This window comes from Psychromonas sp. MME2, assembly GCF_040566515.1.
GTDB lineage: Bacteria > Pseudomonadota > Gammaproteobacteria > Enterobacterales > Psychromonadaceae > Psychromonas.
This window is the reverse complement of sequence record NZ_JBEWXI010000002.1, coordinates 62614-85482: the sequence shown is the minus strand read 5'-3', so window position 1 is coordinate 85482 and position 22869 is coordinate 62614. Positions and strand designations below refer to the sequence as shown.

The following is a 22869-nucleotide window of genomic DNA, read 5'->3' as shown; positions in this document are numbered from 1 at the left end:
TGCATTTTTAATGCTAACGAGTTTTACCATTAGCATTAAAAATGCTTTTTATTCATGAGTTATATAAACAGCAAGAAGTGGATTTAATTATCCACTTCTTGCATGATACGGTTATTTAATAAATAACATTTCAGCATACTTAGGTAGAGGCCATAATTCATCAGCCACTAAGGTTTCTAGCGTATCTGCATGTGCACGAACAGTATTCATTAAGTCACGAATATCATCAGCACAGAAACGTAAATGTTCCTCTGTTGAAGCAAAATCATGAGTTGCCTTAGCTGCTTTTAATTTAGCAACCGCTGACATCATCGCATTTGCTTCTGTAGCAATACTTGCTGCTAATGACGTATCTAATTCAATCCCTAAATCTTGCATTGAAGAAGATGTTAGAGCAAGTTCAGATAAGTAGTTAACAGCTGCTGGGTAAATCTTGGTTGTTGCAATATCAACAACCAAATTCGCTTCAACAGCAATTGATTGTACGTATTGTTCCGCATAAACTTCAAAACGGCTTGCTAATTCAATTTCAGACAATACGCCTGTTCTCTTGAATAGTTCAACAATGTAGTCAGCTTTAAATTCAGGTAAAGCATCTGCTGAGTTACGTAGATTTTTCAAACCACGCTCAGAAACTGCCATTTCATGCCACTCTGCTGAATATCCGTCACCGCCAAAGACAACATTGCCGTGAAGTTCCATCAACTCTTTTAATACAGAGATAACCGCAGTTGTTTGATCAGCAGAAGTTGCTAGTGTTGCTTCTAATTTTTCCGCTATCCAGTTTAATGAATCAGCAAGCATTGTATTCATTGCAACTAATGGACCCGATACAGATTGTGATGAACCCACAGCACGGAATTCAAAGCGGTTACCTGTAAATGCAAATGGTGAAGTACGGTTACGGTCACCTGGATCACGTTGGAATTGTAGGATTTGTGATAAACCAAGATCCATTAAACCACCCGTGCTTGAAGAAGATAGTTTACCTTCTTTAATGTCTTTAAAGACATTTTCCAATTGGTCGCCTAAATAAACAGACATGATTGCTGGTGGCGCTTCGTTTGCACCTAAACGGTGATCGTTTGAAGCTGATGCGATTACTGCACGTAATAATGGACCATATTTGTGTACACCACGAATAACAGCACCACAGAATAGTAAGAAGTTAAGGTTACTATGTGGAGTACTGCCTGGATCTAGTAGGTTACCTTGTGTTGCGTTACCGATAGACCAGTTAACATGTTTACCAGAGCCATTAACACCTGCGAATGGTTTTTCATGCAATAAGCATAGGAAACCATGTTTTTTAGCCGTGCTTTTCATCACTGTCATCATTAATTGTTGATGATCAGCTGCAACGTTAGCCGCTTCATAATAAGGTGCAATTTCAAATTGACCAGGTGCAACTTCGTTATGGTGAGTTTTAGCTGGAATACCTAATTTATAAAGAGTGTCTTCGAAGTCTTGCATGAAGACTTGTACACGCTCTGGGATTGCACCAAAGTAGTGATCATCAAATTCTTGACCTTTTGCAGGTGGCGCACCAAATAGTGTACGGCCAGCTAATAATAGGTCAGGGCGAGCATTTGCAAAGTTTTCATCAACTAAGAAGTACTCTTGTTCTGCTCCACAGCTTGAGTTTAAAGGTGCGATATCTTTTTCACCCATTAACGTCAGTACTTTTTGTCCTGCTTTATTTACTGCAGAGATAGAGCGTAGAAGTGGGATTTTTTTATCCAATGCTTCGCCTGTCCAAGACATAAATACACTTGGGATCATTAATGTAGAACCATTAGCAGTATGCATAATGTATGCAGGGCTTGTTGGATCCCATGCCGTATAACCACGCGCAGCGTTAGTCATACGTAAGCTTCCGTTCGGGAAAGAAGAGCCGTCAGGTTCGCCCTTAATCAATAAGCTACCTGTAAATTCAGAGATAGCGCCGCCATCGGAATTTGTAACAATAAAGCCATCATGTTTTTCAGCTGTGATGTTCGTCATTGGGTAGAAAATATGAGAAAAGAATTTAACGCCTTTGCTCAGAGCCCACTCTTTCATAGCTGCTGCAACAACATCAGCCGTTGCTGAGTCTAATACTGCACCTGTTTGTGCTGTTTTTTTAATGGCTTTAAACGCATTTTTAGAAAGTGCTTGTTCCATTTTTTGGAAGTTGAATACATCTTCAGCCCAAATTTTGTTTAATGCTTGAGGCTGAGCGACCTCTTTTGGTGCACGATTAGTAATTTGTTCAATTGCTTGTAGGCGGACTTGGTTTCCACTCATGTGGGGCTCCTTGCTTATGTAAAAAGGCTGTTTGTTTTCAGCTTAGTTATTTATAAAGGTTAAATGTAAAATCTGCTGGTAATTAAGCAATAATTATACCAACCTGCTGTCTTCTGGTTGTTTACGCTAGTGCGTGACTTTTTTTATAATATATTGATGTTTTTGCTGGTGGGAGTGAATACTATCCATGCTATAAATTATTGTCAATGAGGGGTTTTGCAGGTAATAAAAAAGGGGCTATGAAGCCCCTTTTTAAAGTTAATGCAATGTGATATTAATTAAATTATACGCTGTAGTATAGTTCAAATTCTTTCGGGTGTGTGGCACGAGAAACAGACTCACACTCTGCTGTTTTAAGTGCGATGTAAGCATCAATAGCCTCATCTGAGAACACGCCGCCAGCGGTTAAGAACTCGCGATCCGCATCCAAAGCTGCAAGTGCTTCTTCAAAAGAAACAGCTACTTGTGGAATCGCATCAGCCTCTTCTTTAGGAAGATCATAGAGATCTTTATCTAATGATTCTCCTGGGTGGATTTTGTTTTTAATGCCATCAAGACCCGCCATTAACATTGCAGCAAAACCAAGGTATGGATTCATTGTTGGATCTGGAAAGCGCACTTCAACACGTGCAGCACGAGCGCTAGGTACAATTGGAATACGAATTGATGCACTGCGATTACCTGCAGAATATGCGAGCATGACAGGGGCTTCAAAATGTGGCACTAAACGTTTGTAAGAATTAGTTGATGCATTGGTAAATGCATTAAGGGCTTTAGCGTGCTTGATAATACCGCCAATATAGTAAAGTGCTAATTCCGATAGGCCTGCGTATTGGTCACCCGAGAATAAGTTAACACCGTCTTTACCTAAAGATTGGTGACAGTGGCAGCCTGAGCCGTTATCGCCAATAATCGGTTTAGGCATGAATGTTGCGGTTTGACCGTATGCATGAGCGACGTTATGCACAACATATTTATAAATTTGAATTTCGTCGGCTTTTTCAACCATTGTATTAAAGCGACAGGCAATTTCATTTTGGCCTGCCGTTGCTACTTCATGGTGATGAGCCTCAACAACTAGCCCCATTTCTTCCATGATTAAGCACATTGCACTACAAATATTTGCGCTGAATTGACGGTACAGCACGGGAAGTAACCTCCTTTAACACCAGGGCGGTGACCCGTGTTGCCTTCATCGTCAGGATTCCTGAATTCCATGCAGCTTCTTTTGCATCAATAGAGAAGAATGCGCCTTGCATAGAGTTACCGTATTTAACGTCATCAAATAGAAAAAATTCAGGCTCAGGACCAAATAAAACCGTATGAGCAATACCCGTTGAACGCATGTAAGCTTCTGCACGTTTTGCCACAGAGCGTGGATCACGGTCGTAACCGAGCATGGTTTTAGGCTCTAATACATCACAACGAATATTAAGTGTTACATCATCTGTAAAGGGGTCAAGTACGGCTGTTTCTGGCGCTGGCATTAATACCATGTCAGAATTTTGAATGCCTTTCCAACCTGCAATTGAAGAGCCATCGAACATTTTTCCATCTTCGAAAAAGTCCTCGTCAACTTGGTGATGTGGAATCGAAACGTGTTGCTCTTTACCTCGTGTATCGGTAAAACGTAAATCAACGAATTTTACTTCTTGCTCTTCGATTAAATTAAGAACATCTTGCACAGTTTTTACAGACATGTTTAGAACCTCTAATTAACATCAAAATGAAGGGTAACCATAACAAAAATAATTTAGAACTCCAACAAAGCTAAAATTATACCAAAAAAATATAATGCTATAATTTCAAGACCTTTACCTGTAGTAAATGAAAAACGCATTAATCTTTGCACCAACAAGGTGCTTTTGTGGATTATTTTGGTGCTTTGTTGTTGCTGTAAGTATAAATGGGTAAGTAAATATGATTAAAGCATTATTAAAGGCAAGTATTAGGGCGGATATATGAATTGTGACGGACTTAAAACTTTCTATTTTTTAAATTATGGTTACAATGTGCGCGTTTATACCAATTAAATGAATTTAGTCTGTAATAGATTCATCATGACTTAATTCACTTAATTGGTATTTTTATTAATAGTTACTTTTGAGGCGCATCATGTCGTTAGAAAAATTAAGAAATATTGCCATTATTGCTCACGTTGACCACGGTAAAACAACCCTAGTTGATAAACTTTTACAGCAGTCTGGCACACTAGATTTACGTGGCGGTTCTGAAGAACGCATAATGGACTCTAACGATCTTGAAAAGAGCGTGGTATTACAATTCTTGCTAAAAACACAGCGATTGTGTGGAATGATTACCATATCAATATCGTAGATACTCCTGGGCATGCTGACTTCGGTGGTGAAGTTGAACGTATCATGTCAATGGTAGACAGTGTATGTCTTATTGTTGATGCCGTTGATGGTCCAATGCCGCAAACCCGTTTTGTAACACAAAAAGCATTTGCCTATGGCCTCAAGCCTATCGTTGTTATTAATAAAGTTGATCGCCCAGGTGCTCGTCCTGAGTGGGTAATGGATCAAGTATTTGATCTGTTTGATAATTTGGGTGCAACTGATGAGCAATTAGATTTTAAAGTTATTTACGCATCCGCATTGAACGGTTGGGCGAGTGATGAGTTAGATGTACAAAAAGATAGCATGGAAGATTTATTCCAAACTATCGTCGATAATGTAGCACCACCTGCGGCAGATCGTGATGGTGACTTCCAGATGCAGATCTCTCAGCTTGACTACAACTCCTATGTTGGTGTTATCGGTGTTGGTCGTATTACCCGTGGTAATGTGAAAGTTAACCAACCTGTTACCGTTATTGGTGCAGATGGTAAAAAACGTAATGGTAAAGTGGGTCAAGTATTAGGTTATTTAGGTCTAGAGCGCCATGATGTAGAGCTTGCGCAGGCTGGTGATATTATTGCTATCAGTGGCTTAGGTGAATTAAAAATCTCTGATACGGTCTGTGCACAAAATAATGTGGAAGCGATGCCGCCATTAAGCGTTGATGAACCAACCGTTACCATGACTTTCCAAGTAAACAATTCTCCATTCTGTGGTAAAGAAGGTAAATACGTTACATCACGTAATATCTTGGATCGTTTAAATAAAGAATTGGTACACAACGTTGCGCTTAAAGTAGAAGAGACGGAAGATCCAGATAAATTTAAAGTTTCTGGTCGTGGTGAATTGCATTTAGGTATCCTCATTGAAAATATGCGTCGTGAAGGTTATGAGTTAGCCGTATCTCGCCCTGAGGTTATTGAGCGTGTTGTTGATGGACAGAGACAAGAGCCAATGGAAACATTGACAATTGACTGTGAAGAGCAACATCAAGGCAGTGTTATGGAACAGTTAGGTATTCGTAAAGCGGAACTAACGAATATGACACCAGATGGCAAAGGACGTGTTCGTTTAGACTTTATGATCCCAAGCCGTGGTTTAATTGGTTTCCAAACTGAGTTTATGACATTAACTTCAGGCTCTGGTCTTTTATACCATAGCTTTGACCATTACGGCCCACACAAAGGCGGTACAATTGGCCAGCGTCAAAATGGTGTATTAGTTTGTAATCAAACGGGTAAAGCTGTTACTTATTCTCTGTTCTTCTTACAGGATCGTGGCCGCCTATTCCTAGGACATGGTACAGAGGTTTATGAAGGTCAAATTATTGGTATTCATAACCGTGCTAACGATTTAACAGTTAACTGTATCCGTGGTAAACAGCTAACTAACGTACGTGCATCGGGTACAGATGAAGCGCAAACTTTATCACCTGCAATAATATTAACACTTGAGCAGGCGCTTGAGTTTATTGATGTCGATGAGTTAGTGGAAGTGACGCCAAAAAGCATTCGTATTCGTAAGAAACTTCTTACTGAAAATGAACGTAAACGTGCGGCTCGTCCAGCTAAAGGTTAATTAGTTAACTTACTGATTAATTGAGGTCTTACTTAGGTAAGGCCTTTTTTTTTGGTTGTTCGTTGCTACCCCCGATTATCACACGCTCTCCTAGGACAAAGCTTATACCAATCGGAGTAAATAGCTGCTCTATTTTGCTGGTTAAAATAACTTACTTTTTTGTTGTAAGTTTCGTAAAGGGAGAAACCATTTACGTCAACTTACGCCTCAAATTAAGCCATTTTTCCTGCACAAAATTTAGATCACATACTTAATCCGATTGGTATTATGATCGATTTTTGCATTTACATTGGTAGCGAGTATAGTTATAAAATAGTTAGATATTGAAACCCAAGGATGGTTATCGTGCAATTTGATAAAGAAGCGTTAATTAACAAAAGTAAAAGCAGCTACGCCTATCTTGTTTTTTTATGGCATCGTTGCCAACAAGATAATATTAAAGTACCAGCAGGGCATCTTGCCTATGTGACACTGCTTTCATTAGTGCCTTTTCTTGCTGTGATCTTTTATATGCTTTCTGCTTTTCCGATGTTTGCAAAATTACATACCATCATTGAAGACCTTATTTATAACAATTTTGTTCCGACATCCGGGGCTGCAATTAAGGATCATATGGGTGGTTTTATCGAAAATACCAAAAAAATGAGCATGATGGGCATCGCTTCGTTAATCGTCATTGCACTGTTATTGATCTCAACCATTGACCAAACGATAAATCGGATTTGGCGCTGTAATAATAAACGTTCCTATGTACAGGCTTTCACTATCTATTGGACCATTCTGAGTCTAGGTCCGATTATCATTGGTGGTAGCATTGCACTTAGTTCTTACCTTTTTACTATTTTCCAAGAAGAGGGGTATCTATCCATTGGTCAGAAAATTTTAAGTTTCATGCCCTTTATTTTTGCCTGGCTCGCTTTCGCAGGCGTGTATACTTTGGTTCCCCATCAACGGGTGCGGTTTCGTTATGCCTTAATTGGTGGTTTTTTAACTTCGTTATTATTTCATTTGGCAACGGATCTTTTTAGTTTGTATATTACCCACTTCCCAACGCAGCAGTTAATCTATGGTGCATTAGCGGTTATCCCTATTCTGTTTGTTTGGATTTACTTTGTCTGGTTAATTATTTTAATTGGGGCAGAAGTAACGGCAACTTTAGAAGAGTTTTTGCATCAAACGGATAGGTTTTCAAAGGATAATGGATGATTGTACTTTTACAACGGGTGACTCAAGCTAAAGTTGAAGTTGCTAATAGTACTGTTGGCGAAATAAAAAATGGTTTACTCGTTTATTTAGCCGTTGAGAAGGGCGATGACGATAAAAAATGTAGACGTTTGGCAGAGCGGGTCTTAGCGCAACGTATTTTTGCCGATCAAGAGGGTAAAAGTAATTTGAATGTTCAGCAAGCGGGAGGGGATCTATTAGTGGTATCACAATTTACTTTAGCTGCGGACACACGTAAGGGAAATCGTCCTGGCTTTAGTCATGCTGCTGAACCCGATGAAGCATTAAGGCTATATCTACTCTTTATTGAACAATGCCGCCTATTAGGAAGCCATGTTGAAACGGGAGAGTTTGCCGCAGATATGCAAGTATCATCTTGCAATGATGGCCCGATGACATTTTGGCTGCAACTTTAATTCCATAGTCATTGGTATTATTTATTTTTTTGTTAAACTTATCGCACATTAGCTTGTCATATATATTCACATCACTTGAGATAAAAATAATGCCGCGTATTAGCTCGATATATCTGCTCACAGCCTCTTTGCTGTGCCTTGTTTCATTTATCCCATTGGCAAATGCCACCCCAAACACTGAGTTAGCGATGCCTTCATTTACCCCGTTAGATAACCATATTATAAAAAGCCCCAATGATACGCGTGAATATAAAGTCATTCGTTTAAGCAATGACCTTGAGGTTTTGCTCGTTTCTGATCCTGATTTAGAGAACAGCTCCGCTTCTTTATCTGTGCCCGTTGGTAGTATGCATAATCCAGAATTGCAGTTAGGTTTAGCGCATTATTTAGAGCATATGCTATTCCTTGGCTCAGAACGTTACCCTACGATTAATGAATATAGCGAATTTATGAATCAGCACGGTGGTTATACGAATGCTTATACGTCACAAGATAGCACGGTATATGGCTTTGAAGTGAATGATGACTATTTAGGTGAGGCGCTTGATAGATTAGGCGATGTGATGAGAGCGCCTTTACTCGATGAGAAATATGCCGATAAAGAACGCCATACCGTGAATGCAGAGCACAAAACCTATTTTGATAATGATATGCGTAAGCTTTATGCTTTGCAGCGTTTTACACTTAATCCTGACCATCCAATGGCACGTTTTAGCACGGGCGATTTAACCACGTTAGTGGACAAATCCAATAGTAAATTACAGGATGAATTGGTCCGTTTTTTTAACCGTTACTATTCCGCTAATTTAATGAAGGTTGCTATCACTGGCCCCAGGACGATAAAACAGTTGGAGCAGGTTGCCAGTTTATATTTGACGCAAATACCTAACAAAAAGGTTAGCAAACCTGTTATTGCGACCCCTTTGTTAACAAAGGAGCAGTTGGCGATTAAAGTTTCTATGAAGCCCACTGCCGATATTAAAATGCTGCAGGTGAATTTTTTATTACCGAGCGTCAAAGATGAATATATGTATCAACCGGGTGGGTATATTAGTCGTTTGTTAGGCTCTGACCATCAAGGAGGGTTGTCAGATACCTTGCAAAAGCAGGCTTTAGTTGAGTCGGTGATGTCGGGATTCTATAGTACATATAGTGAGCAATACTCACAACTGAGTATGCAGTTTAAACTCACCGGTAAAGGTGTTGAGCAGCAAGATAAAATCATGGCGACATTATTTGCATTTATTGACCTGATTAAAAATAAGGGGATAAATAGCTTACAGTATGAACAACAGCAGCAAAGTTTAAGTACACGTTTTCAATTTTTAAATAAATACTCAGGCTTTGATTATGTCATGGCGTTATCGGCGAACATGCAGATTTACCCATATAAAGATATTTTGTTCTTCCCCTATCGACTTGATGCCTTTAATAGTGAATTTATTACCCAACTATTAACCTATTTGACCCCACAGAATAGCCGCATTTTTGAAGTAAGCCCGAGTGTAAAAGGGGAGCTTCAGATCCCTCATTATCAAGGAAAATATGCACTGCAACAGGTATCGGTTGAAACTCAACAAGCTTGGCTAGCGGATGCAAAAAATATTCATTTAAAATTACCAAGTAGTAACTTGTGGTTACCTGAAAATTTATCACTTGTTAATAATGAGCAGACTGAGGTTGCACAGCAGTTGATTAATAAACCCGGCGCTTCGTTGTGGTATCAGCAAAGTCAGTATTTGGATGAGCCTAAAGCTATTTTAAAGTTGCAGCTTAATAATGATATTGCCGATCAAAGCGCAAATAATCGTGTGATGATGAGCTTACTACTTAATTTATTGAATAAAAATTTTGCGGAATTGAACTTTATTACACAGGAAGCTGGCTTAAATTTTTCTATTAATAATAGTAATGGAATGGTCATCAATACCAGTGGTTATAGTGATAAGCAGGATAAGTTGCTATTAACTGTCTTGCAAGAGATTAAAAAGTCAGAGTTTAGTGAGCAATCACTTACTCAGGCGAAACAAGAGATGGAGCGCCGACTTAATAATAAGAGTAAATCTAAAGCAATGGATTTGGCGATGGCAGGATTTCGTGATGTTGTACGTCAACCGACATGGTCCGATGAAACATTAAAAAATGCACTAGCAGTGATAACTGTGGATGATATGTCGCTCTTCATTAAGCAATTATTTAGCACTTCAAGCGTGCGCTTACTTGCGTTAGGGAACCTGAGTAGTAAGCAAGTACTTGCGTTATTCCATGACATAGAGCAACTGGTCAAGATTCAATCTGTACCATTCTATGTGATTGACCGTTTACAGGCGAATCTTGTGCAAGGCCCCTTAAATTATACGCTTACTTCGCCCATGGAAGATGATGCGCTTGCTTCTATTTATCTCACCGATTTCCAGGACGATGCATCCTTAGCAACCGCAGAGTTATTAAACCAATTATTGCGTCCTGCATTTTATGACCAAATTCGCACTCAAGAACAGTTAACCTATTCACCCTTTAGTGCTTCTTTTCCGGTTAATGATAGCGTTGCCTTCGGCTTATTCACACAAACGCCGGTGCTAAGTAATGCGCAGCTCTATGACCGTTTTGATGCCTTTTTAAATAAATTTTCTCAGCAATTAAATGAAATAAGTACAGAAAAATTTAATACAATTAAGCAAGCTCATGTCGCTAATTATTTAGCAAAACCGAATAATATTGCCGCAGAGTTTGATTATTTAATGAATGAATGGTTGAGTATCAAAGCGGATGTTAATCATAAACCACTTTATATTAAAACTCTGCAGAGTATCTCTTTGCAAGCCGTGCAGGAATTTTATCAAAAAGTATTTTTGCAGGGTAAGAGCAGTCAGCAAATTATCGTACAAGTACAGGGAACGAAATATAAAGAGCTTCCATTCTTGTCGTTGCCTAATGAAGTGAAAATTACAGATGTCGATAATTTACCAAAGCGGGTAGCTAATCGAGATAAATAAAGAGCAAGTTGTTACTGTAATCAATGCCTCGCATATCGGCACTCTTTATTCCGATTGGTATAAGTTGGCGCATTTCACTGAATTCGCATCTTGAAGGCGAATCGGTATATAATGCGCCTTCTTTTTTTAATAAGGCTGATTGATTTATGCGTCCTAGCAACCGAACTCCAGAGCAAAACCGTGATATTAAAATTACCCGTAATTATACCGATTATGCCGAAGGCTCAGTGTTAATTGAGGTTGGCAATACAAAAGTATTATGTAATGCCAGTGTCAGTGATTCTGTCCCGCCATTTTTAAAGGGAAAGGGTAAAGGATGGGTAACTGCCGAATATGCAATGCTGCCCCGTGCGACACATACTCGCAATATGCGTGAAGCGGCAAAAGGAAAGCAAGGTGGGCGTACTTTAGAAATTCAACGCCTCATTGCTCGTTCATTACGGGCCGCTGTTGATTTAAATGCACTGGGTGAAAACATGATCACTGTTGATTGTGATGTTATACAGGCCGATGGTGGCACGCGCACAGCTTCTATCACTGGGGCATGTGTTGCACTGGTCGATGCATTAAATTGGATGGTGGCTGCGGGTAAACTGAAAAAAAGCCCTTTAAAACAGATGATTGCAGCTGTGTCAGTGGGTATTTACCAAGGAACAGCTGTCTGTGATTTAGATTATGCTGAAGATTCCAATGCAGAAACAGATATGAATGTCGTGATGACCGATAGCGGTGGTATGATTGAGATTCAAGGTACCGCTGAAAATGGCGCCTTTAGCCATCAGGAGTTATTAGCGATGTTGAGCCTTGCGGAAGGTGGCATTAATAAATTAATTAACGAGCAGAAAAAAGCATTAAGCGCGGAGTAGTAATATGAAAGATTATCAGAAAGAGTTTATTGAATTTGCACTTGAAAAAGAGGTGCTTAAATTTGGTCAATTTACCCTAAAATCTGGTCGTATAAGCCCCTACTTTTTTAATGCGGGATTATTTAATACTGGGCGAGATTTGGCCCGCTTAGGGCGATTTTACGCGGCAGCATTAATGGATTCTGGAATTGATTACGACCTCCTTTTTGGGCCAGCCTACAAAGGTATTCCAATTGCAACAACCACGGCAGTTGCATTAGCGGATGGTTATGATTTAGATATACCATATTGTTTTAACCGTAAGGAAGCTAAAACACATGGTGAAGGGGGGAGTTTAGTTGGCTCTGAGTTGCAAGGTAAAATCATGCTGGTAGATGATGTTATTACCGCGGGCACAGCCATTCGTGAATCGATGGATATTATCCAAGCTCACCATGCACAGCTAGCTGGCGTGTTAATTGCGTTGGATCGTCAAGAAAAAGGTAAGGCTGAATTATCGGCTATTCAAGAAGTTGAACGTGATTATGGTGCAACGGTGATATCTATCGTGCAGTTATCAGACCTCATTACCTATTTAGAAGCGCAACCAGATATGCATGAGCACCTTGAGTCAGTTAAAGCCTATCGCTTAGCATACGGAATTTAACGATACGCAATTATCTTTGCTGACTGTGTGTTTTCTCCCCCTGAACATGGTAAACCTATATTCAGGGGGCTGTCTTATTTGACTATATTACGCTTTAAATGCTTAAGGTCCTGATAGGTAATAGATCTCATTTCATTATGATGTTTTTCTATAAAGTGTTTTAATTTGACCAACGAGTAGGGGCATAAACTTTTTGGATGTCCCATGACATTAAAAATGTTGTCATGATCCGCTGATTTTAGATGGTCCTGATATGCCTTCTCTAATTGCCCTGCCTTTGAACCATCAACCATCACTGGCCCATAGGTTGTTTTAGTTAAACGTTCAATATAATAACTGCGATTGGCAATCATTGCTTGCCCATCACCAAAGCTGTCAAAAATACCACGAGATAATTTCTTACGTAATGCTAACTTCCAAAAAAATAAGGGAGATGTTTTCGTTGCGCTAATGGGGATTTCTGTAAAATAACCATCCTTATTAGGGTGTACTGGATCATCACTGAAATGCCAGTAAGCTTGTTTAGGCGCATTTTTAAAATTGAACCAACGTGTCGGATCATCGGAATGACCTTGGTTAAAAACGGTGCTATCTAGCCAAATTTGATTAGCTTGCAATGCTTGCTTAATCTGTGCAAATGGCTGTAAACACCAACCGCCTGCTCTAAAGGCAAATATCTCTTGTTCAGTACAGGATTCAAGCTCTTGTTTATAGTTTTGTACTATCTCATTCACCTCTAATGGGCTAAAATCGTGTAAGCGATAGCGTTGTGTATTAATAATCCATCCTGTTCCATCATAGATGCTATCTTGCCAATGTGGGTGAATGTGAAGTTGTATATCGTGACCATTTGCAGAAAGTGCAAGAAGCTGTTTTTTTATTGAGGAATATTGTAGGGCTAGCTGAGGGAAGTCAGTTGCATACTGTTTCAATTTAAGTAAAAAACCCGCATCAACAAATAGGCTTACTTTGTAGTTATAGTTATCCAACAGTGTTAATAATTGCTCAGTTGGCTTAATCATGCAGTTTTCTACACTACCACTTTTATTACCGAAAAAAAGCTCATAATCTAAACTGAGCAAGAACTTCGTTTTCTTATTTTCCATTCATATAGTCCATTTCAAGAAGGAGGCAATATCATCATAACGTAATTCATGTTGCTGAGTAAGAGGCTAATTTTATGTGCGTGATCTATGAGTTGTAGATTTTATGTAGAATAAAAAACCCATAAATAAGCAATATATTTATGGGTCTGAAAATTTAGCAGCGTAGCGCTTTATTTTGTTATTCTTTGTTACCTTATGCTCTTTTATTGCGACGAGTTAAACCAAATCCCAAGATAGCTAAACCAAGTAATGCTGCACCTGCTGGAGCAGGAACTACTGTCGCAGAGAAAGTTTTTGATTCACCAACTTGACTCGTAAATAACCATTTGAAAGCGGTTGAGTCATAGCCATTGCCTGAAATAAATCCTGTTCCTGCAATAACGGCTGCGCCATAGTCAACAGAGTTGTAAAGCACGTTGTTAAGATCGAAAGTAAAGCCTCCTGCTGTCCATAAGCTATTTGTAGCGGCGACAGTTGCGAGGTCTGTGAATGTTGCAACAGCCCCTGTACTAACGTAAGGTATAAAGTTGCCTTTTATTACATCGACATTAAAAGTGCCGAAGTCGACAGAGGTAACTACCCCTCCAGCAGCAGTCGTTGTTGCATTACCTGTAAAACTTATCTCACCTTGAATAAGCATTGCTGAAGCGCTACTCGCAGTAAATAAAAGAACTAACGCAATAGATAATAGTGAAAGAAATTTTTTCATCTTATTCTCCTTATGTAGTGGTTTAAAGGCTAACTCGAATATATTGTTGTGGTTGCCTATTTGAGTTAAGCATATAGCAGGCCATTTCTTTTATATTTTTATTTATCAGTTGCTTATAATGAATTGTAATGTTGAACACATTGCGACATGTATATTTTTTCGACATTTTATATAAATTCCTATCATTATAAGATTTTGTATAAAAGGCTTTTTGATGATTGCGTTTTGGAGGGGAATTTCTATTATGTAAAATTGAATGGATTAATATGACGTATAGTCTAATCCTCGTGTGGTTTAAGTGACTTTTTGCTTTTATAAAAAAGCACTGTAATGTTATTTGTAGCCATTACAGTGCTATGCTCTATAGATATAAGCTATTCTTGATTAATCGCGCTTAAATGTTCTTTAATGCTTACATCATCGGGTAACAATTTTGATGCTTGCTCTATCAGTTTTTTACCCGAGGCCTTGTCCTTGGTATTAAATAAAATCCAGCCATATGTATCCAAAATAGCGCCATTATTTGGAGCAAGTTTATATGCCTTTTCTGCAAGTGAGAGTGCTTTGGGGTCGTTTTGTTCAAAATATAACCAGGCTGCGTTATTAAGGCTAGTAATGTCATTTGTTGTTTTTGATAATACTTTCTCATAAAAAACAAGTGCTTGTGTGGTTTTGTTGTGCATTTGCAATTGTAGCGCTTTGTAACGTAATGCCATAATGCTATCAGGTGAATCATCCAACCACTCATCTAGGAATAATTCTGCTGTTGCTGGATTTTTAAGTCGTAATTGTTGATATATCTTATCTGCAACTTGATCATCTTTGTGCTTTTGCCAATAGGTTTGCAATAGCTCAGTGGCTTTCTCTGAGTTTCCCTGTGCGACTTGTAGCTCAGATGCAAGTAACGTAGATAAGGGGGCATTGGGTAATAAAGTTGCTATTTGGTCAATAATTTTCTTAGCTTCGTTGTACTCTTTAGATTGAATTTCAGTATAGGTTAAAAGGCTTAATAGACGAATATCTTTGGGATTTTGTACCAAAGCCTCGATGACCATTTTCCTGGCTGTTGGGTAATCACCGGTGGTAAATGCCGTTTGAGCTTCAATTAATTTTATTTGTAATGTTAAGGAGGCTAAGTTAACTTGATACTTATTTGGTAAACCATTTTCAGCCTCCAGCGCATAGTGCTTCGCCAGTTCCAGTTTATTTTGTTGTAACGTTAAATAAGCTAATGCTAATGCGAGTAAATTAGGTTGATAATTGTCAGGAAGATACGCTTTGGCTTGTAGTGGATCCTTTTGTAAGCGAAGTAAAGTAATAACTAGATCATGATAAGCATTTATTTCAAGGGGGTAATAACCAATTATTTTTTTATAATTTGTTAAATTAATTTGCCAGTATTGCTGCAGTTCATTTACCCGCGCTATGCCATAGAGTGCTTGTAGATTATCTTCTTCGAAGAGCAATATTTTTTCTAAAACTTCTTTTGCTTGATCAAGTTTTTGCTCTGCTAGATAGTAATGTGCAACAACTAATTGGGTTTGGCTATTGCTACTATATTTTTGGGTTAGGTCGGTAACATAGTTATCAGCTTCAGCTTTTTTATCGAGCTTTAACAGTTGTTTGATATATGCAATTTGTAATTTAACGGCTTCAGGATGAATTGATAAAGCGCTGCTTATTGCTTGTAGCCCTTTTTCGGATTGGGGCTCTGCTAAATTGTTGTAGTAATAGTTTTCATAGAGAGCGACATTTATTGACTTAGCATCAAGTTCTTGGGCTTTTTTTAAAGCCGTCAATGCTTTCGTGAAATCTCGTTCTTGGATTGCAGCACTACCGTAAAGCACCCACATGTCGCTATTTCTATTTTCTTCTGGGGTGTTATCAAGTAGATTTAGTACCGCTGCAGACTTGTTTTGCTGTAGTTGTGTTGTGACGAGGAGCTCGGTAAGTTTTTCTGAAGAGGTTTCAGGATCAACGACTTCACTGAGTAACTCTTCGGCACGTTTTAGATCTCCTTCACTATATAAAATTAAACTTAATAATGTAGAGGCTTGTTTATGGGCAGGATGACTGCTTTGAATTTCTTCTAATATTTTTTTTGCGGCTAGAAAATCTTGTTTTTCAAATAATTCAAGTGCTCTGTTGTATTGCATGGAAAGAGATTCTGCACCTGGAAATTCATCTGATAAAATGCGCGAGTATACCATCGCTTCAGCGCTTCTTCCTTGCTGTGTTAATACCGCTGATAAATTCTGAATTATCTGAATTCTTTGATTAGTGAAAATATCGGAAGAAGGCAGTGTTGTTAAAGTATCGGAAAGGTATTTTTCAGCATTGTTGAGGTCGCCGACTTTAATATACAGCATACTTTTTAGATACAAGGCATCGGTATTTTTTACATCTAATTCTATTATTTCATCAAGCCATTTATTACTCGCTGTAATATTGTTAGAAAATGCTTCAATTTTGGCTAGTGCTAACATGCTTGGTATTTTGTATTCAGGGTTGTTAAGTAAGGTTGTAAATGCATCTTGTGCTTCGCTGAACTGGTTGCTGTAGAGCAATTGCTCTGCCTCAACGAATTGTAGGCGTTGCGCTTGAGTTGACAATATTTGCTGCTGTTGTTCAATGAGATGCTGTGCTGATAATAATTTTTGAGATTGTTGATAGGCATCTATCAATGCAAAATAATATTCAGCATTTTTTACACCAGTAAATTTTTCGAGCGATTTTATACTCTCTTGCGGCCGTCCTGATTGTTGATGTATTTCAGCCAATATGAGATAACTTTCAAGTTTATCTGGGCTTATTTTGATTGCATCATTAGCAGCACTAAATGCCGCTTTATATTGGTGCATCGCTAAATAGGCCTGACCCTGTTTGATATAAGCATCTGGATTCGTGTTTTTTTGCGCTTCTTCTGGTTCACCGCAGGCGACTAGCCCTACACAGCTAAAAGCAACTATTGCCAAGGTTTTTATTGCCTTAATCTTTATCCATGTCATTTTCATTTTTATAGATTTCCAGTTTAATTAGCGATGAATAGAGTGAGTTAGTCATTTACATTGATATTATGTTTTTTTATCAAATCATATAATGTCGGACGCGTGATGCCGAGTAACTTAGCTGCTGCTGAGACATTGTTTCCCGTTGCACTAAGGGTGGTTTTTAAGGCATGTATTTCAGCACTGTCCCTTACCACTTTTAAGTTTAGGGGAGAGCTATCAACCGCTTTTAAGCCTAAATCTTCCGCATTAATATATTTTTGTTCGCACATAATCGCAGCCCGAGTGACTTTATTACTCAGTTCACGTATGTTTCCAGGCCAAGAGTATTCTTCAATTGCACTAATGGCTTCCTCTGTAAAGCCGATAATTTTAAGGTTTTCCTTTTGTGCATATTTTTTCAATAGATAGCGAGCTAACAATACCTTATCGCTGCTTCTTTCCCTTAGAGGAGGGATGTCTATTTGTATCTCGGCAATTCGATAGTAGAGATCTTTCACGAAAGTCACCACTGGCCATCATCTCTTCTAAATTTCTATTGGTTGCGCAAACAATACGTGTATCCAAATAAATCAATTTACGACCACCAACACGCTCGATTACCTTTTCTTGTAGGAAACGCAGCAATTTTGCCTGTAGTTGCAATGGCATTTCACCTATTTCATCAAGAAATACGGTACCTCCATCAGCGAGTTCAAACTTACCTGCGGTACTTTTTACCGCACCAGTAAATGCGCCTTTTTCATAACCAAATAACTCACTTTCAAATAGGTTCTCAGGTAATGCTGCACAATTGATGGCGACAAATGGTTTTTCAGTGCGGGGACTTAATGTATGGAGTGATTTTGCTAATACTTCTTTACCCGTACCACTTTCTCCAAGTAACAAGCAGGCTGCATTGGTCGGGGCAACTTTTTCAATTAATTTGCATACTTTAAGCATTCTATCGTCGCCTGTAATTAGGCCTTCAAGGTTACTACTTTGACATAGTTGAAAGGCTCTATTTTTAGACTCGAGTTGATGCATATGGAAAGCCCTTTGTACAATGAGTTCTAACGTTGCAGGGTTGACGGGTTTGCTGTAGAAATCATAGGCACCAAGGCTAACGGCTTTAAGGGCGTGATCATTACAATCGTTACCTGTCATAACAATTAACTTCATGTATGGGTTTATTTGCAACGCTTGTTGCAAGAGGGCAAAGCCTTCAGAGACGCCATCGGGATCAGGTGGCAGGCCTAAATCCTGAACCATTACTTGGGGTTCATGCAAGCGAATGGCGACAATCGCATCTTCTAAATTAGCAGCGACAACGACATTATAGTCAGAAAAATGCCACTTTAATTGCGTTTGCAGCCCAATATCATCCTCTACAATTAATAATGTTTGAGCATTGTTTTTGTGCAAAATTATTCCCTTATATTATTTTTATATTAGTATCTTACTGCGATTCGGGTTGCAAAAATTTCTTCGTTATAACCATCGTACTTAGGTGTTTTTCCTTGTTCTTCATGAGATGCAGAAAATTGTACGTATAATGAGTCAGTTATATTATATTTGCTGGATACTTCAAACTGGGTAAATTTTCTCTTACCACCTTCCGATAAATCTGATTGGTTGTGATCTGCGAGTAGACTCGAACTGAGTTTTTCAGTCATTACCCATGTTAATTGTCCTTTTGCGCCATAGCGGTTTTTATCTTTTGTGTCTCCTGAATTTATCGTTGCAACCTCATTATCATGGTCGAAATATAGACGGATATTACTGATTAGCTTGTCGTCAAACATTGCATATTTATCTACAAGTGCTGCACGGGTACGCCAAAATAGTTGGTTTTGGGAGAAGTCTAATTCATCATCTTCCCCGGCTTGTACGGATGAATTAGTTAACTCCCTCGCTGTTATTAATGATAATAGGTGACCCCTTAAAAGTGCATTTATAGTAAAACCATAGTGCGCGCCATTGTAATTTTGTTGTGAGCCATCAACCCATGTTTTACCTGCATTTAATGAATAAACACCTAAAACATACTCGCGTGTTAAGCGAACATCGGCATTATGTTCGTTATAGCTGTTATCGAAATCATCAAACTTATTTTTGCTTGCAGAGTAGCTTAATTCGAGTTTGGACTGATCTGCAAGCAAATATTGCCAGCTTACTTGTCCTTTATTGCTGTTGCTGTCACTTGTGTTACCGCCATTGAACCAGGTTTCACTATGGGAGGCACCTAGGATGATTGAACTTCGTTGAGAATAGCGAATAAACCATTGTAATCCGACATTAAGAAAATCTCGCTCATCTTGGTTACTATCAAGATTAGGCTCACTTTGATTAACGATATAGCGTTGCCGAGTGTGAGTTAGGTTAAACTGTAAATTATCACTAAATAGCCGCTGCTTAATATGGGCACTTCCCGTCCAATAACTATTGTTTTTTAATCGATTGGCACTTTCATTAGCGTATTCGGCATAATAATTTAGTGCAATTTCATTATTATTTTGTTGTTGTTCATAGCCTACGGCAATATCTGCAGTTGGCGTAGAACTGTTCTTTTCATTAGCTGATGTCTTGTAAATATTTGTGCTATACCGATACCCTGCTCCCATCTCTATGAACTTGCTTCTACTATCCCCATCCTCAACTGCGTACACGGTTGCTTGGCTCAGAAGTAGATACCCGAATAGAATAGGACGAGTTTTAACAGATACTTTATTAATATTCATAAATACTATCACTTATTGTTAAGAATAATGCCTGCCAGTTTATCACTACTAATTAAGTCGATACCCATTTGCACTTGAGATGTGCTTACTTGACCATAGCCCACCACTAGAATCGCCATATCACAGATGGAGGCTAATATTTGACTCTCCGCATAGTGCCCAATTGGGGGGGTGTCTAGGATAATGTAGCGGTCTGGATAGCGTTTTTTCGCCATGGCAATAAATTGCTCCATCTTCTCCGATGAAAAATTTTCTGCCGCATGTTCAGTTCTTACACCCGCTGGTATGATCCTGATGCGTCTGATCCCAGATGGGTAGATAATATCTTCTATTTCATCAGTTTCTTCTTCGAGAAAATTGGATAAACCGAGTTCTGGTGTTTCTTTTAAATAATCATTCAGTGCTGGTGAGTAGCTGTTGCAATCAATGATTAACGCTGTTTTACTGTGATCCAGAGCGATACTTGCCGCTAAATTAACGGCAATATGGGTAGTGCCTGCACCTTTGTTAATACCCGATACCATGCAGACAAAATTTTCGTTATTTGATATTTTTAATAGCTTAGTGCGCAACTCTCGATAATCATTGATTGATTTATCATCTTGGCAGCCAGGATAAATAATTTTAAGTTCATCAAGTTCCGTTGGTGTTAATAGCCATTCATCATTCATATTACGAATTTGTTTACGGCTATCGTTTTTCATAGCAATTGCTGTAATGGGGGGTTCATTTACATCAGAGAACTGTAAATTTGAATTTTTAACTGTCATTTAATCATCTCCATTAATTGGCTATATAATGGCGTAAATAGCTCCCTGATTGGTACATCATATTTATGTGCTACAGCAATCGTTATATAAAATGTCATTGCAAAAAGCATATAAATGAATAAAGCGATATTATTAATGCGCTTCTTTTTTCTTTCCGAGTGGTTCAGGCTGTGCTTAATCGTAACCAGAAGAGGAGTGTTTGTAAAAACAGCAAGTTGAGAAGCAAAACGAATTTTATTATCCAATAATATTTTTGCTATAAATATTGCAATCAGAAATAAAATGCCGATGAAAGGACCCGCAGCCACAAAGTGTAGAAACCTTGGTCCCGAAGGCACTGTTGGGTAGCTTGCTGGCTCTTGAATTTTATAGTTAACACCTTGTCCTTCGATATCGAGCACCATTGATAGGCGGGCCTTCTCTTTATTGGCAAGCATATCTTCATATAACGCTTTGATAACCGTGTTATCCCTATTTAACTCAGCCAATTCGGCTTGATTGTTAGCAATTCGTTTGCGTCGCTCATAGGCCTCATCGAGTAATTTCTTAAAGGCTGAAAGTCGGTTTTGAATGGTATTGTGAGCCACTTGAGCCGTTGCAAGTTTACTGCTAAGTTCTTGATACAGAGGGTTGAATTCGTTATTTCCATTGGTGGTGGTTGTTTCTCTGTTTTGTAAGTCATTGATATTTTTTTTGATGTCACTTATTTGATAACGTACCTCGAGCACTTCAGGGTAATCGTCTTTATAGGTGAGCAGTAAATTATTTAGATATTGTTGGCGCTCTTTTAGTCGAGCGTGATACAGAGATGCTTCATAGTCATTTGCAGAAAACTTATCCTGCGAGCGCAACTGCTTTTGTAAGGAAGATATTCGTGTAAGACTTTCCATTTCTTCAATTTTTAAATGTTCAATCTCATTACGTAAATCAGAGATGCGAGCCTCAACTTCCGCCTCTGTGCCATCTAAATGGGTTGATTTGAACGTTTTTAATTTTTCTTCTGCCAGTAATAATTGCTCTTTGTAACTTGCTACTTGCTGTTCTATAAAGTTATAGGCGCTGCGACTTTCATCTCGCTTAGTGTTTGCGCTGTCCTCAACGAATAATAAAACCACTTCGTTAAGTAATCTAAAGGTCATATCGGCATTATTATCAGAATAGGAAATTTTAATATAATTACCTGACATGCCTTCAACTTGTAATTTTTGTCTTAATTCGGTCAGTTTTTTTTCACGACTTGCTGCTGTTGGGTAAATGCTTTTGCCATACACTCGGTCTATGACTTTATTTAATTGTCTGGGGGAGTATATAACGTCGCGAACTTGATCGGTTCTATTCTGTTTTACGTTCGTGACCGATGTTTGCTTACCCAGCAACGGTTTGATGACATTTTGCGTATCAGCGAAAATAGTGACTTCACTATTATACTCTGAGGGTTTAAATATACCTGCAGCGAGGATGGCAAAGCTTATTAAGGTAATGAGAAATATCGCTTTAAATTTACGAAGGGATATTTCTCGCCACAGTACCGCTATATATTTGAATATTTCATTAATTTCCATTTTTAAAAAACACTCTCTGGGACAATAATAATATCTGAAGGGCGTAGCTCGTAGTTGGTGGTTATATCACCATTTTTGATTATGCTGTTGAGTTGTATTGCGTAGCGTTTTGTACCCCCCTTAGTTTTGCGATATAAAACGGCTTTATCTCCGTTCGCAAAGGGGGTTAAGCTACCCGCTTGTAATAACAGATCAAGCACGGTCATACCTTGTCTGTATGGAATTGAAAGTGGTGCTTGAACGGCCCCTGTAATACGTACTCGCGACAAAAATTCAGCGCTTACGGGGGAGGTGACAATGACCGTAACTTCTGGGTTGCGGATGAACTTATTAAGTTTTGTTTTTAACTGTGCGGCTAACTCTTCTGCGGAGAGACCCACGGCTTTTTCGTCACCAACAAGGGGAACTGAAATACGGCCATCGGGTCGAACTGGTACGCTTAATGACAAGTCTGGATTCTGCCACACATTAACATATAGTTGATCTGCCACCCCGATTCGGTATTCTACTGTTTCAATGTCAGCTTCTATTGTATTTTCTTTAGGGGCTTCTAATGATGTGGAACAGCTTGTTATTAAACAAAGGCTTAGCATTAACAGTAATATTTTTTCCATATTATCCT

Annotated in this window: 13 protein-coding genes and 3 pseudogenes; 6 read left to right on the top strand and 10 right to left on the bottom strand. The window is 38.7% G+C overall.

The window, feature by feature from the left end; genetic code table 11:
- Positions 1-111: 111 nt before the first annotated feature.
- A complete protein-coding gene (locus AB1A03_RS00630) occupies positions 112-2286 on the bottom strand; it encodes a glutamine synthetase III family protein (protein WP_354622668.1) in 2175 nt (724 codons plus the stop codon).
- Between the two features lie 283 nt (positions 2287-2569).
- A pseudogene (glnA, locus tag AB1A03_RS00625) lies at positions 2570-3986 on the bottom strand (glutamate--ammonia ligase).
- A gap of 415 nt (positions 3987-4401) precedes the next feature.
- Between glnA and typA the strand changes: the two are divergent.
- From typA to pyrE, 6 genes and pseudogenes are all read left to right on the top strand, one after another.
- Positions 4402-6224 (top strand): annotated as a pseudogene (gene typA / locus AB1A03_RS00620) (translational GTPase TypA).
- A gap of 345 nt (positions 6225-6569) precedes the next feature.
- Entirely contained in the window at positions 6570-7430 is an 861-nt protein-coding gene (locus AB1A03_RS00615) for a virulence factor BrkB family protein (RefSeq protein ID WP_354622667.1), read from the top strand.
- Positions 7427-7864: a D-aminoacyl-tRNA deacylase gene (dtd, locus tag AB1A03_RS00610; RefSeq protein WP_354622666.1), complete on the top strand. Its 438-nt coding sequence runs from the start codon at positions 7427-7429 to the stop codon at positions 7862-7864. Before AB1A03_RS00615 ends, dtd begins: the two co-directional genes overlap by 4 nt.
- A gap of 188 nt (positions 7865-8052) precedes the next feature.
- Positions 8053-10860 (top strand): insulinase family protein, encoded by a 2808-nt coding sequence (locus tag AB1A03_RS00605; RefSeq protein ID WP_354622665.1) that lies wholly within the window; start codon positions 8053-8055, stop codon positions 10858-10860.
- 146 nt (positions 10861-11006) lie between these two features.
- On the top strand, positions 11007-11726 hold the full coding sequence (gene rph, locus AB1A03_RS00600; protein ID WP_354622664.1) for a ribonuclease PH: 720 nt from the start codon (positions 11007-11009) through the stop codon (positions 11724-11726).
- Positions 11727-11730: 4 nt separating this feature from the next.
- The gene (pyrE, locus tag AB1A03_RS00595) at positions 11731-12372 is read left to right on the top strand and encodes an orotate phosphoribosyltransferase (RefSeq protein WP_354622663.1); all 642 of its coding nucleotides are present in this window, start codon (positions 11731-11733) and stop codon (positions 12370-12372) included.
- 74 nt (positions 12373-12446) lie between these two features.
- On the opposite strand, the gene AB1A03_RS00590 is transcribed toward pyrE, so the two are convergent.
- From AB1A03_RS00590 to AB1A03_RS00555, 8 genes and pseudogenes are all read right to left on the bottom strand, one after another.
- Positions 12447-13478 (bottom strand): polysaccharide deacetylase family protein, encoded by a 1032-nt coding sequence (locus tag AB1A03_RS00590; RefSeq protein ID WP_354622662.1) that lies wholly within the window; start codon positions 13476-13478, stop codon positions 12447-12449.
- 193 nt (positions 13479-13671) lie between these two features.
- The gene (locus AB1A03_RS00585; protein ID WP_354622661.1) at positions 13672-14187 is read right to left on the bottom strand and encodes a PEP-CTERM sorting domain-containing protein; all 516 of its coding nucleotides are present in this window, start codon (positions 14185-14187) and stop codon (positions 13672-13674) included.
- Between the two features lie 374 nt (positions 14188-14561).
- Positions 14562-17201, bottom strand: coding sequence for a tetratricopeptide repeat protein (locus tag AB1A03_RS00580; protein WP_354622660.1), 2640 nt, complete (start codon positions 17199-17201; stop codon positions 14562-14564).
- A 41-nt stretch (positions 17202-17242) separates the two neighbouring features.
- A pseudogene (gene prsR / locus AB1A03_RS00575) lies at positions 17243-18599 on the bottom strand (PEP-CTERM-box response regulator transcription factor).
- 26 nt (positions 18600-18625) lie between these two features.
- Positions 18626-19915, bottom strand: a complete 1290-nt coding sequence (locus AB1A03_RS00570; protein ID WP_354622659.1) for a hypothetical protein — start codon at positions 19913-19915, stop codon at positions 18626-18628.
- Between the two features lie 8 nt (positions 19916-19923).
- A complete protein-coding gene (locus tag AB1A03_RS00565) occupies positions 19924-20685 on the bottom strand; it encodes an AAA family ATPase (protein ID WP_354622658.1) in 762 nt (253 codons plus the stop codon).
- Positions 20682-22247 carry an XrtA system polysaccharide chain length determinant gene (locus AB1A03_RS00560; RefSeq protein ID WP_354622657.1) on the bottom strand — a complete coding sequence of 522 codons (1566 nt, stop codon included), beginning with the start codon at positions 22245-22247 and terminating at the stop codon, positions 20682-20684. Before AB1A03_RS00560 ends, AB1A03_RS00565 begins: the two co-directional genes overlap by 4 nt.
- A gap of 2 nt (positions 22248-22249) precedes the next feature.
- A complete protein-coding gene (locus tag AB1A03_RS00555; RefSeq protein WP_354622656.1) occupies positions 22250-22861 on the bottom strand; it encodes an XrtA/PEP-CTERM system exopolysaccharide export protein in 612 nt (203 codons plus the stop codon).
- Positions 22862-22869 lie beyond the last annotated feature (8 nt).

Coding starts and splice junctions, on each gene's coding strand:
- AB1A03_RS00630 (WP_354622668.1), bottom strand. CDS start 2,286: ATGAGTGGAAACCAAGTCCGCCTACAAGCAATTGAACAAATTACTAAT.
- dtd (WP_354622666.1), top strand. CDS start 7,427: ATGATTGTACTTTTACAACGGGTGACTCAAGCTAAAGTTGAAGTTGCT.
- AB1A03_RS00605 (WP_354622665.1), top strand. CDS start 8,053: ATGCCTTCATTTACCCCGTTAGATAACCATATTATAAAAAGCCCCAAT.
- rph (WP_354622664.1), top strand. CDS start 11,007: ATGCGTCCTAGCAACCGAACTCCAGAGCAAAACCGTGATATTAAAATT.
- pyrE (WP_354622663.1), top strand. CDS start 11,731: ATGAAAGATTATCAGAAAGAGTTTATTGAATTTGCACTTGAAAAAGAG.
- AB1A03_RS00590 (WP_354622662.1), bottom strand. CDS start 13,478: ATGGAAAATAAGAAAACGAAGTTCTTGCTCAGTTTAGATTATGAGCTT.
- AB1A03_RS00585 (WP_354622661.1), bottom strand. CDS start 14,187: ATGAAAAAATTTCTTTCACTATTATCTATTGCGTTAGTTCTTTTATTT.
- AB1A03_RS00580 (WP_354622660.1), bottom strand. CDS start 17,201: ATGAAAATGACATGGATAAAGATTAAGGCAATAAAAACCTTGGCAATA.
- AB1A03_RS00570 (WP_354622659.1), bottom strand. CDS start 19,915: ATGAATATTAATAAAGTATCTGTTAAAACTCGTCCTATTCTATTCGGG.
- AB1A03_RS00565 (WP_354622658.1), bottom strand. CDS start 20,685: ATGACAGTTAAAAATTCAAATTTACAGTTCTCTGATGTAAATGAACCC.
- AB1A03_RS00560 (WP_354622657.1), bottom strand. CDS start 22,247: ATGGAAATTAATGAAATATTCAAATATATAGCGGTACTGTGGCGAGAA.
- AB1A03_RS00555 (WP_354622656.1), bottom strand. CDS start 22,861: ATGGAAAAAATATTACTGTTAATGCTAAGCCTTTGTTTAATAACAAGC.